Source organism: Chryseobacterium sp. 22458 (assembly GCF_052044975.1).
Taxonomy (GTDB): Bacteria; Bacteroidota; Bacteroidia; order Flavobacteriales; family Weeksellaceae; genus Chryseobacterium.
On sequence record NZ_JBQEOA010000003.1, the window covers coordinates 662822 to 674926 of the forward strand.

Consider the following 12105-nt stretch of genomic DNA (forward strand, 5'->3'; position numbering starts at 1 on the left):
TGTTAAGCAAGAAAAACACTTATGGAAACAATAGTTCAACATCATGAACAGATTCAATATGCTGAAGTCTATATTTCAGACCTGCTGATACTGAAAAATATTTTTCTACAGGCACAGGATGATAAGACAGTCAATCAAAGTTTCGGACTTCCTTTCCTTTTGGCAAAAAAGAAAAACGAAATCATAGCATTTGCGAGTCTTATCATTAATGAAAAAGACGGTATCACTTTTAAAATGTTTAATAAAAAAAGAATGCCGGAAACAGAAAAAGAAAACTTTGCTTTAAAGGCTGAACGCTATTTTAAAAAGAATAATACCCCTAATTTCCGCAATGCTGATCAACTGAAAAGCAGCATCAGCAATATGGTAGATTGGCTGAATTTTTAATAAAAACTCAGAGAAAATTGTACATTTACTTAAAACAGGAATTCAATGTCTAAAGATGTTCTGTACCTTAAAATAGCCAATTCCGTCACGGAGCAGATCAAAAGTGAAACACTGCAGTTCGGTGAGAAGCTTCCTTCTCTGAGAAGTGCCCAAAAACTCTATAATGTGAGCCTGAATACCGTAAAGCAGGCTTATATGGAGCTGGAAAGCCGTTCTCTGGTAGAGTCCCGCCCCAAATACGGATATTATGTAAGCCAGACTTCCCAACGGAAACTGGCGCTGCCCTCTGTGGCTCAAATGAAACTGTCGGAAAAGAAAAATACCCCGCAGGATCTTATTGATAAAGTCTTCGGAACGATCGAAGGAACGGATATTACACAATTTGCCTTGGGAATCCCGGGGAAAAGTCTTCTTCCCGTAGCCAAGATGAAGAAATGTATGATTGATGTAATGAAGCGGAAAAGTGACAGCGGTACCAATTACGAGCCGGTGCAGGGAAGCGAGGTTCTCCGTCGTGAAATTGCCAAATGGTCTATAGTGATGGAGGGCAAGATAACTGAAGATGATATCGTGATTACTTCCGGTGCTATGAATGCTGTTTACAATTGCTTAATGGCAGTTACCCAACCCGGTGATTCTGTAGCCGTGGAAAGTCCTGTCTATTTTGGAATGCTTCAGGCCATTCAGCTGCTGGGATTGAAAGCAGTGGAAATTCCTACCCATCCTATTTATGGAGTAGATCTGGATGCCTTAAAAAAGGTATTACCAAAGCTTTCCGCATGTTGTTTTGTGACCAACTTTAACAATCCGCTGGGTTTCCAGATGCCGGATGAGAATAAAAAAGAACTGGTAAGGCTGATTACAGAATATAATGTTCCCCTCATTGAAGATGATGTGTACGGGAATATCTATTTCGGAGCAGAAAGACCAAAGCCCTGTAAGTATTATGATGAAGCAGATCTTGTGATGTGGGCGGGCTCCGTTTCAAAAACACTGGCTCCTGGATTCAGGGTGGGCTGGGTAGCTCCCGGGAAATTTAAAGATAAAATCATCCGTCAGAAATTGGTTCAGACAGTAAGCGGACCATCATTATTTTCTGATGTGATTGCAGATTTTCTTGCATACGGGCGCTATGACCATCATCTGAGAATGTTCAGGAAGAAACTGTATGCCAATTATCTACAGATCCAGAAGGCAGTGAATCAATATTTCCCGGATAATACCAAAGTTTCGGAGCCCAAAGGCGGTTTTATGCTCTGGCTGGAACTGGATAAAAGAATCTGTACAGAAGACCTCTATGATGCAGCGCTGGACCAGAAAGTAAATTTTGCCCCAGGGAGAATGTTTTCACAATATAACCAGTACCAGAACTGTATGCGGCTGAACTATGCACTGGAATGGACAGACCGTGTTGAAAGCGATCTTGAAAAACTGGGGAAACTGATTAAAAACAGAATTTAAACTAAAATTTATAGCGATGAATGATACTAAAGATGAAGTAAAAATAGTGACTTATGAACCTCAATATAAAGATGCCTTTAAAACTTTAAATGAAGAATGGATCAAAACATTCTTTGTGATGGAAGCCAGTGATTATAAAATTCTGGACCATCCCGAAGAAGAGATCTTAGCGAAAGGCGGACATATTGTTTTTGCTTTACTGAATGGGGAAGCTGTAGGAACATGTGCCTTAATGAAATCGGAACATGAGCCTTCTGTATTTGAACTGGCAAAAATGGCAGTCAGTCCTAAGGCGCAGGGAAAGAAAATCGGATATCTGCTTGGTAAAACATTGGTGGATCTGGCCAAAGATCTGAAAGCTGAGAAAGTACTTCTGGAAACCAATTCAGCCTTGGTTCCGGCAATAAAGTTATATGAAAAGCTGGGTTTCAGGCACATTCCTATTACAGATGCCGGCTATGACCGTGTAGATGTACAGATGCAACTGGATATCAATGTATAGGAATAAAAAAAGATATTAGAACTCGGATAGAAAATCCTTGTTCTAATATCAAAAATTTAAATCTAATTGCTTTACTGTTTTATCTTTTAATAAAAGTTTTCGTCAGAGATTTTTTGATTCCGTTGATTTTAAGGAAATACATTCCGGCTGCGAGGTTTTCAATATTCAGTTTTTCATCATAATATCCGTTTGCAGATTTCAGATGATGTGTTGAAATAAGAGCTCCTTTTGCATCAATAATATCAGCTTTAATTACTTTATCTTCAGACTTGTACTGAAAGCCAATGCTTGTAGAAGCAGGATTAGGGAATATTTTTAAACCATCAGCGGCTGTCTTTATTTCTCTTGCGGCCAATATTTCATTGGAACATGCCGGAATTCTGTTGGTACCGTCTATTCCCCATGAAGACTGTACCGGAATACAAAGCCAGTTCAATACTGTAGGAAAGTGGTCTGTTTCCCTTGTGGTTGAGGTATAGTCATAAATTTTGAAATTATTGGTTGTATTGGCATTATAAACAGGAGACCCGGTAATAATCATATTGTTGGCATTAGGACTTGAATCTGCCAGTGTATTTCCGGAAGTTTCATTACATTTCCAGTTAGCAAGGAGCTGGGCGTAATAAGGATGTGACGGTGTAATGTCCTGGTTGGCCCAGTTCACGATCACATCATTGGGAAGAGCTGATTTCCAGATTCTGACATCTTTGTAAGACGCTGCCAGGTTGAGACTGTATGTATTCGTTCCGTCCTGGTTTAAGGTCAAAGGAAGCCCTGAATCAATATTTCCGATACTGCTCATTTTGGCAAAAGTTACCGGAACACCATCTTCATAAAGCGTAACAAGCCCGTCCCTGTCAAAGCTGGCGGCAATATGTTTCCATTTGTTGGTTTCTGCCTTTCCGCCTGTCAGATCAATTCTGTTGGTTCCGTCACCGATATTCATTTTGAAGGTCTGTCCGGAATATCCTGAGAAAATAATTCCTTTATTTTTTCCGCTTGCCCAGTTTTTATTTCCAAGCATTACAGGATCACTGCTATAGGAAGCATTCGGCTTTACCCAAAATTCAATCGTAAAATCCTGACTGGTTCCAAAGTTAAAAGGGATCTGATTAGTTGGTTTTGCATACGTTCCTGCAGGAAAGTTCAGTTGATTAAATGTTTTATCAGATTCCAGAACCGTTTTGCTGATCTGCTGAGGAGTAAATCCAGGATTGGAATACACGGTAAAAATATTTCTTTCAGATAGAGCACCTCCTCCATGAGAAGTTTCTACCGCTCCGTGATCTGTTGTTAATACTACCAGCCAGTCTTCATTAGCATAGGTAGATCTGTTTTTCATTGCAGCAACAATTTCCCCGATAAAAGAATCTGTGGTCTGGATCGAAGAAACATATTGTGGAACCGTTGAAGAGAAACCGTAAGAATGACCTGCATGATCCACATCATCGAAGTCTACAAAAAGAATATCAGGATTGTCGTTCTGTAAAGCATTTACTGCAGCATTTTTCACAGCAAGATCTGTTGCAAGATTGGTTTTTACATCGGCATTCTGCACAATTTTATCATTGATCGGAGACCAGTGAGCCAGTGAAATGGTTCTTAAGCCGGGGTTGAAAGTTTCAGCCCTTGTGAGAAAATCCGGATAATTGACATAGTTCGGGATGGTGAAATTGTTGTCCTGAACATTATGCTTCGTGTGCCATACCCCGGTAAGCATGGTGCTCCAGCCGTTTCCGCTCCAGGTAGTGGCAGCACAAAGCCCGTCGAGAGAGTAAATAGACTGGTTGATGAGGTTCTGGATGTTTGGAGTGGGAGTAGACATCATTACATCTGCACGACATCCGTCAATACCGATAAATAAAACTTTTTTGGTCTGAGCTCCAAGGAAACAGCTCATTACAACCGCCATTGAGAATAGTTTTGTTTTCATGGGAAAAGGGTTTTGAAAAAGAAAAGTTTACAAATAGTAATTTATTTTTAATAATTGTAAAATTAGTTTACTATTTGTAAACATATGTGAACGGAAAATTAATTAATTGATAATTAAAAAGTTCCTAAAAAAGTTGAACCGTAAAACCATAAAAGTCACAAATGATTAAAAAAATATCGGTTATTTAAGTGACAATCTTGTATTAGTAAATAGTTTTAAGTCTACCGAAACTTCATGTTTTGTGAAAATATCAACCGAAGGTGCTACATTCCCCTCCTGCGGAGGGGTGGCAAATCTTTGATTTGACGGGGTGGTCAAAAAAACACAAACATTTTCAAAGTATATCATGAAAACATTTGTGCATCAGTATGTAAAAAAATGAGGCTGAATTAATAATAAAGTGTGAAAAGAAGTTGTTAAAGAATATCTTCAGCCTCAGAGATCGTATTCAAAATATAATCAGGTTTCGCCCGCTCAAGCTCCTGCCTGTTCTGGGCGCCGGAAAGTACGGCAATCGTTAGCCCGCAGCCTGCATTTTTTCCTTCTTCAATATCAATCACGGAGTCCCCGGCTTTTAAAACCTTATCGGCTTCAATGATATTGAATTTTTTCATTGCAAGATGTATCATCTCAGGACTTGGACGGCTTTCTGAAACATCATCCGCTGTAATTAAAGCATCGAAATGAATGTTTTCTTTCCAGTTCAGTTTACTTAAAAGCTGATGAGCAATTTCGGAGGTGTAACCTGTATTTAAAACTATTTTTTTATGTTGAGCCTTCATTTTCAGAAGAAAATCTTCCGTTCCGTTGATGGGCCTTACTTCTAGATTTTGGTACGACTCTTTTAGCTGTTCCGAAAAATTTTCAAAAATAGCAGGAGCATCTTCCTCGTTACCGTTAATTTCTTTCAGCAAGCTTGTGATCGCTTCCAGTTTTTCCATTCCGGCACAGGTAGATAATACTTTATCAAGGCTTACTTCATAGCCATAATCATTCACAGCATCCGTAAGGGTTTTATACACTACATTATCCTCGTCAATTGTTGTTCCGGCCATATCCAGAACCAGTAATTCTATATTTTTCATTTAAATTCTATGCGTAAATTTTTTCAATATTAAACTTAGAGAAACCACCGCTTCCCGTCATTCCTTTTCCTCCGATTCCCGTTACAATGTGAATATTGGCAGATGGGCTGTACTCAAAAATGTCTTTTGTTTTGCACTGCGAATAAATCCCGAACCATCTTCTCTGGATTTCATACGTAGGAAGATCAATAATTTTCTTCGCTTCATGAATCATGAATTCATCAATCTCCATATTAAGGTCATAGCCCAGATCATCAGCATTTCTGGCATCGGCATATTCATGAGAATCACCCAGGATTACCGAACCATCCAGAGCCTGTTTGAATAAAATATGAACTCCATATTTCTTCTCAAATGAATTGGAATCTTCTAAAGCCTTGATTTTCTGGAAAGAAGGGCATTCGCTGAACGACTCATATCTTCTGATCGAAAGACCGGTAAGAATATTCCCCTGAAGCGAATAAATCCCCTGTGGTTTGGTCTGTAACATCTGAAGTTTACTTACTTCCAGATCACTTTCATTGAATACGGTGGGGTATAAAGTTTTGAATTCATGTCCACCACAAATAATCATTTTGGAAGTGTAGAATTCAGCTCCGTCTGCCGTTACTGCAGTACATTTCTGATCATCTTCATGGGTTTCCAGAACCGTTGTGTTGTAGAAAATCTGAAGCCCCATTTTTTCCTGAAGCAGCTTATGAAGCTTTACAATCATATCTGCAGAATCTACGGAAAGTTCCTGTGGAAAAAATAAACCTCCTTTGCAATAGTCTGAACGAAGACCGTCAAACTTCTTGATGCAGTCGTTTTTTGATAATAAAACAGATTCATAATCATTATTTCTGTTGATTTCATAAAGCTCTTCAATCAGTTGAAGCTCTTCATCATTGGAAGCAATGTATACAGAGCCGTTTTGTCTGATGGTAAGATCAGCCTGAGTATGAAGTTCATTATATATTGCAAGGCTTTCTCTTCCGAAATTCTGCCATTTAAGATCCATTCCGGAGGGAACCACCTGTCCGAAATTTCTTACCGTAGCGCCCTGAGGTATGGAATTTCTTTCCAGTAAAGCTACCTTTAGGTTTCTCTTCAGTGCATGATAGGCATGGAACGTTCCTAAAATACCACCTCCTACAACGAGTAAATCAAATTTTGTTGTCATTGTACTATAATTTATAAAATTTTCGACGTATCGAAATTGATGAATTGATTAGAGTTTGATTTCGGCTTTGATTTTTTCCTGAAAGCCAGAAAAGCAATCACCGAAAGAATAAATACAGAGGCTGTAATAATATAATTTAATCCGATATAAAAATTAAGCCACGAAGTTTTTGCCGAGCCGAAGTTCTTGTACAGCAGGATCAGGACACTTCCCAGATAGCCGAATGAATCTACGATATAGATCAGAAAGCCTACATTTCCTTTGATTTCAAATGCGGCAATCATCCTGTCAAAATAAATTCCGTTGAAAGGAATATAGCAGATGTACATTCCAAAGCCTGAAACCGTCATCCATAAAAACGGTGATAATAAACCCTGCTGGAATAGATAAGTTGAAAGCCCCACGGTAAGAATGCCAGCAAAAAGAATGTAATGATAAAAAGCAAAAGCTTTCTTATTGTTTTTCACCTTCACCATAAAGCTCAGGATCACAAGAACCATTACTGCAATGGGAATTTCTGTTAATGTGAAAACTGAGCTGTCAAAAGTAAAATGCAGTCCGTCCCAGATCTCACGGTTGAAATTATCCCTGAAATCTCTCAGAACCGTCAGGCAGATATACAGAAAGATAATGCATACAATCGGGATAAAAAACTGCTGAACCAATGCTTTTCTTTCTGTACCGTTCAATGGCTGGCGCTTGTTTTTGAGCAAAATATCTTCTTCAGTAGGCTTCGGAATTCTTTCCAGCAGGATCCCGAAAAGGATCAGTGGAACTATGAAGACAAGCCCGGCTGAAAAAGGCATCCAGAATTCTGAGATATGGAAAGTATCCATCAGGAATTTGCCTACGGACTTTGTAAATCCTGAAGAAACCACAAAGCTCGAACATAGGAAAAGCCCTATAATCTCCGTTGTCTTACGCCCCTCGATGTATGAAAAAACAATACCCCAGATCATTCCCAATGGTATTCCGTTGATAAACATAAACAGGATATTATAAGGAGCAGGAACCGCTGCAAATCCTAACAGAGAAAGTTCAGCAATTGCAATGAAAGCGAATAGATAAGTAACTCTTTTTTTAGGTTTCAGCTCGGAAATAAATTTGATTCCGATGAATTTTGAAATAAAATATCCGATAGCCTGTGCGATGATAATCAATATCTTATAATCTACTCCGAAATACGAAAGCCCTTCAAAAGAAGCTACAGTGAAAGGTTTTCTGAAACCGTACATGCAGAAGTAAACACCGAAAGCGGCAAAAGCTGCCTTCAGTGTTACTAATGTTTTTTTATTGATGGTTCTGGCCATGGTAATGGTTTAGAAATTCAGTTTTATTCCAAGATTGAATCTTACTCCGTAGTATTCCACCTGCTCAGGCCGGTCTTCGTTTTTACCAAAGTGATAGATCAGCGGTTTATTCAGGATATTGTTTACATCTGCATATAAAGTCAGATATTTTGTAAACTGGTAAGATCCTCCGAAGTCAAGGTTGCTGTATTTGCCGTAATAAGAATCATTGATGTCATCTTCAGCATATTCCACCGCATATTTTCCTTTGTAATTGTAAGCCAGTCTTGCATTGAAACCTTTTTTCTCAAAGAAAAGCTGGGCATTATAAAGTTCTTTAGCCTGATAGGGTAGGGCAACCTTTCTTCCGCTTGGTTTTTCCATTTCAGAAGTCATGAAAGTCGCATTAAGCTGTACCCCGAAATACTGAAGGAAACCTGGCAGAAAATCAAACCTTTTATTGATTCCCAATTCGACACCGCCTAGCCATGCTGCATTCCCGTTGTTGGGAGCTGTAAACTGTACCCCGTTGATTCCGTTATAATTTCCGATGAAAGAATCCTGGAAGATAGGATCTGTAATTGATTTATAGAAAACACCACCACTCAGAATTCCCACATTGGAAAAATAATATTCTCCCATCAGGTCAAAATTCAATGAATAGGTAGGATTAAGGTTAGGATTTCCACCCTTGAATTTATTATCCGCTTCAATATAAGTTCCTCCCGGCGTAAGGTCTCCGAAATTGGGTCTTGAGAACGTTCTTGTAGCTGCAAAACGGAGATTGGTTTTGTCATTCAATGTATATTTCAAATGGATCATCGGAAGAACAGCCAGATAGTTTTTGGTATTTTCAACAGGCGTAAGGACGTCGTCAATTACGCTGTATCCCCTTACTTTCGTATTGGTATTTGACAATCTGATTCCTCCAAGAAGGGTTATCTTATCATTCAGTTTGTAAGTTGCCATTCCATAAGCATCTGCATGCTTTTCGAACACATCAAAGTTTCTTCCCAATGCTTTATTATACTCTAAAGCTTCAGAATCTGCTGTATTGATCTGTAAGTTCCCCTGATTCTGGTACCAGAACTGGTTCATTCCGGTCGTGGAAAGCACAGGTCCGAAAGTATTCCCGATATGGGCATTCATTTCACTTAAATATTTCCGCCCGTTGGCTTGTGTGGTGATGTATTGGGAATAATCTGACAGAAGGGGTGCCGTTCCGCTGCTCCAGTTGTAGAAAATATCGGAGAATTTCGCATTACGCTCTTTGTCTCGGTATTTGAAACCGTACTTTAAAGTCAGTTGATCAGAAGCATTGATCTCATGATTGAACGCTGCCACGATTTTATCTTTTTCTTCCACAAAAACTTTATAGAATTCAAGATCTGTAAATCTCATCCGGGAAGCATCCATTTTAAAATTAGGATCGCTGTAGAAACCGAAGAGAGCGTCGGGGTTTTTATAATCCAGTTTCCCACCGTCGGCTTTCCAGTACGCTCTTGGTCCGTTTCCGTGATCCGAGATATAATCCGGATTGATGCCCACCCCTGATTGAGTGTATTTGATGACATAATAAGAATTGTTCTGCTTATCAGGAATATTACCATACTTGAACCTATTGTCGTAATAAGATAAATCCCAGTCAATTTTTCCTTTATTTAAATTATGAATTCCTCCCAAAGACACAGACGTAAGTTCTGTAATCAGAAGGTTGTGAATATTCTGAAGTTCAACCCTGGCCGTATTATTTGCAGAACTGAATTTATCAAACCTGATTCTGTGTTTATAGTGTGTCTCGTCATCTGAAAGTGTACCATACATTCCTTTCAGATAGAACGTTGTCTTGGGTGATAAAACATATTCAAAAGCAGTATTGATACCGGTTGTTTTTCTTACTCCGTTGTAATCACGCAGCTCCATTCTGAATACACCTTCATCACCACTTCTTCTCGCTTCAAAATTATCTGTAGACCAGTTTCTGATAAAATGGGCAAAGTTGAAAAGATACCCGAACTTTTTATCCTTTGTTCTTCCGCCATACAGCAATCCAAGATTGTAAACCCCTTTATCTGCCTTGCCATTATATCCGCTTCCCAAAGTTGCTTTGAACTCTGTTTTCATTGGGGGTGTTTTGGTAATGAAATTGACGCCGCCGCCAATTCCGTCCGCTTCAATATCTGGGGTAAAAGACTTATTAACATGTACATAAGAGATCAGTTCTGTTGGAAAGAAGTCAAATGCCGTCGCTCTGGAAGTGGTCTCTTCTTCAGCGGTGGGAAGCCTGTTTCCGTTAATGGTCGTTGATGCCCAGAATGGCGGAAGACCTCTCAGTGAAACAAATCTTCCTTCTCCCTGGTCTCTTTCGATAGAAACTCCCTGTACACGTTGTACCGTTTCTGCTGCGTTTCTGTCCGGTAGCTTTCCGATTCCGTCTGAAGCAATAACATTGGTAATATTGATCGCATTTTTCTGGAGATTTAATGCTCTTGCTTCCGTATTTTTCAAAGTTCCGGTCACTACAACTTCATCAATATTTTTTCGCTGCTGAGAAAGCCTGATCGTTCCCAGGTCAAATGTTTCTCCTGATTTCAGGTCAACATTAATATCAGCAGATTCATAGCCGATGTAGCTTATCTGAAGGTTGTATTGACCTTCTTTGATATCATTGATGGTAAATTTTCCGTCAACGTCAGTGACTGTATTTCTCGACAGCCCTTTTATTTTAACTGAGGCGCCGGGAAGTGGCTGGCTGTCGTCAAGAACAGTTCCTATAATTAACTGTTTCTGCGCTGAAACAAAAATAATGAAGCAGACAAAAACAAGGGTAAGTAATTTCTCTAATGTTGTTTTCATTTTTACATATATTAAATTTTTTATGCAAATCACGCTAATAATTTTAATATATATAAATATTTTGTATTAAGTATTGTTTAACAAATAAGCACTTTTTGTTACGCCTGGTTTACTTTGGAAGCTAAAGAAATTAATGAATGAAAACACTGTTAAATGCTGTTTAAATTCACTATATCAACGTTTTTTGTAAATAATACCTGAAAATGATTGATGGAAATATTTCATAAAAAAGGCCCTTTTTCAGTTAATATTCCGTTCATTTAAGAAAAGAATAGAAAATTAAAAGTTGCATATTTGTAAACTTTTTTGTCAGGACCAATAACGTAGATCAAAAGTAAGTAGATCTGAAAAGTATAAAATAAAGGCTTACCGGTTCGGAAACTTTGAATTTTTTTCATCGTTTGACTTAGGAAAAAGGCGGATAAGTTTTTTATTTAACGCAAAGTTTCAAAGATTCAATTTTTTATGGAAGGGAGCAAAGATGCAACGTTGCCGCTGATGAAATTTTATGGATATGCGTTCGCTTAGACAGAACCAATTTCATTGATTCCAATCTTTGCTCCCTTAAGATATTATACCTGGAAAAATAAGCCTTTGCGTTTGAAAAATATGCAGTTCTGCTGTAAAAGACTCAATGGTTTTTCGTTACATTGAAAATCTGTCACACGGATGATAAGTTTAGGCTAAAGCCAATGGAAATAATCTTTTTAATGAGAACGGGCTAAAGCCCGTCCCTATTGAATAGAATGAGCTAAGGGAATGTGCTGTTGATAAAAACTACTACGCAGTATAAAAGTACAGCACCAGCATCACACAGCTTTCATCACTAATACTTACCGGTACGTGTGGAAACTTACCGTTAAAATATAATGAATCACCTTCTTTCAGAATTACTTCTTCATTATCAATGACATACTTGACTTTGCCTTTTAAAATATATTTGAATTCCCAGGCATCGGTGATTACTTTTTCCCTTTTAGAATTAGGCTCAAGAGTCAGTAAAACAGCTTCAAAGCCTAAAGAGTGAAGACTTTTGCTGAAAATATGCATGTATTTAAAGCCTTCAGCTTCAACCTCTTTTTCTATGATCTGCTGGCTTTCTTTGGGAACATAAATGAATTTCGCATTAGACTTTTTCTCTACACCTTCAAAGAAATAGCTGGCATCAATCTCAAGTGACTGAATAAGATCCAGTAAAACAGGAAGTGAAGGAATGGTTCTCCCGTTTTCAATCCTGGAAACAAGACCGTTGCTTACATTGGCTTTGAAAGCCAGTTCATTAATGGTTAAATTATTCTTTTTTCTAATATCCTTTAATCTCTTACCGATACCTATTAAAAAGTCATTCATACGCTGTGTAATTTAACCTGAATTATATATTGAGAAACAAAGGTAATATTATTCTGTAGAGATTGTATATAAGGAAGGAA

9 protein-coding genes are annotated in these 12105 nt (G+C 38.3%); 3 read left to right on the top strand and 6 right to left on the bottom strand.

The features are described from left to right. Positions 1–21: 21 nt before the first annotated feature. Genes ACTJJF_RS13980 through ACTJJF_RS13990 form a run of 3 tightly spaced genes read left to right on the top strand, consistent with a single transcriptional unit; the run spans position 22 to position 2350 of the window. A complete protein-coding gene (locus tag ACTJJF_RS13980; protein ID WP_440700037.1) occupies positions 22–387 on the top strand; it encodes a hypothetical protein in 366 nt (121 codons plus the stop codon). A 45-nt stretch (positions 388–432) separates the two neighbouring features. Further along, the gene (locus tag ACTJJF_RS13985; RefSeq protein ID WP_440700038.1) at positions 433–1848 is read left to right on the top strand and encodes a PLP-dependent aminotransferase family protein; all 1416 of its coding nucleotides are present in this window, start codon (positions 433–435) and stop codon (positions 1846–1848) included. Positions 1849–1864: 16 nt separating this feature from the next. Then, complete coding sequence (locus tag ACTJJF_RS13990; RefSeq protein ID WP_440700039.1) at positions 1865–2350, top strand: GNAT family N-acetyltransferase; 486 nt, start codon at positions 1865–1867, stop codon at positions 2348–2350. 79 nt (positions 2351–2429) lie between these two features. Here ACTJJF_RS13990 and ACTJJF_RS13995 read toward each other — a convergent pair whose 3' ends face one another. The 6 genes from ACTJJF_RS13995 to ACTJJF_RS14020 form a co-directional block, all read right to left on the bottom strand. Continuing rightward, positions 2430–4283: an alkaline phosphatase family protein gene (locus tag ACTJJF_RS13995; RefSeq protein WP_440700040.1), complete on the bottom strand. Its 1854-nt coding sequence runs from the start codon at positions 4281–4283 to the stop codon at positions 2430–2432. Positions 4284–4699: 416 nt separating this feature from the next. Further along, positions 4700–5368, bottom strand: a complete 669-nt coding sequence (locus tag ACTJJF_RS14000) for an HAD-IA family hydrolase (RefSeq protein WP_440700041.1) — start codon at positions 5366–5368, stop codon at positions 4700–4702. A gap of 7 nt (positions 5369–5375) precedes the next feature. Next, positions 5376–6530, bottom strand: coding sequence for a TIGR03364 family FAD-dependent oxidoreductase (locus ACTJJF_RS14005; RefSeq protein ID WP_440700042.1), 1155 nt, complete (start codon positions 6528–6530; stop codon positions 5376–5378). Positions 6531–6541: 11 nt separating this feature from the next. Beyond that, a complete protein-coding gene (locus ACTJJF_RS14010) occupies positions 6542–7840 on the bottom strand; it encodes a DUF5690 family protein (protein ID WP_440700043.1) in 1299 nt (432 codons plus the stop codon). Between the two features lie 9 nt (positions 7841–7849). Beyond that, positions 7850–10675, bottom strand: coding sequence for a TonB-dependent receptor (locus ACTJJF_RS14015; RefSeq protein ID WP_440700044.1), 2826 nt, complete (start codon positions 10673–10675; stop codon positions 7850–7852). A 780-nt stretch (positions 10676–11455) separates the two neighbouring features. Then, entirely contained in the window at positions 11456–12025 is a 570-nt protein-coding gene (locus ACTJJF_RS14020; RefSeq protein ID WP_312297614.1) for a helix-turn-helix domain-containing protein, read from the bottom strand. Between the last annotated feature and the right edge of the window lie 80 nt (positions 12026–12105).

What these genes read in the sequence shown, in the direction of transcription:
- ACTJJF_RS13990 (WP_440700039.1), top strand. Translation starts at nt 1,865, where the DNA reads ATGAATGATACTAAAGATGAAGTAAAAATAGTGACTTATGAACCTCAA.
- ACTJJF_RS14015 (WP_440700044.1), bottom strand. Translation starts at nt 10,675, where the DNA reads ATGAAAACAACATTAGAGAAATTACTTACCCTTGTTTTTGTCTGCTTC.
- ACTJJF_RS14000 (WP_440700041.1), bottom strand. Translation starts at nt 5,368, where the DNA reads ATGAAAAATATAGAATTACTGGTTCTGGATATGGCCGGAACAACAATT.
- ACTJJF_RS13995 (WP_440700040.1), bottom strand. Translation starts at nt 4,283, where the DNA reads ATGAAAACAAAACTATTCTCAATGGCGGTTGTAATGAGCTGTTTCCTT.
- ACTJJF_RS13985 (WP_440700038.1), top strand. Translation starts at nt 433, where the DNA reads ATGTCTAAAGATGTTCTGTACCTTAAAATAGCCAATTCCGTCACGGAG.
- ACTJJF_RS13980 (WP_440700037.1), top strand. Translation starts at nt 22, where the DNA reads ATGGAAACAATAGTTCAACATCATGAACAGATTCAATATGCTGAAGTC.
- ACTJJF_RS14005 (WP_440700042.1), bottom strand. Translation starts at nt 6,530, where the DNA reads ATGACAACAAAATTTGATTTACTCGTTGTAGGAGGTGGTATTTTAGGA.
- ACTJJF_RS14020 (WP_312297614.1), bottom strand. Translation starts at nt 12,025, where the DNA reads ATGAATGACTTTTTAATAGGTATCGGTAAGAGATTAAAGGATATTAGA.
- ACTJJF_RS14010 (WP_440700043.1), bottom strand. Translation starts at nt 7,840, where the DNA reads ATGGCCAGAACCATCAATAAAAAAACATTAGTAACACTGAAGGCAGCT.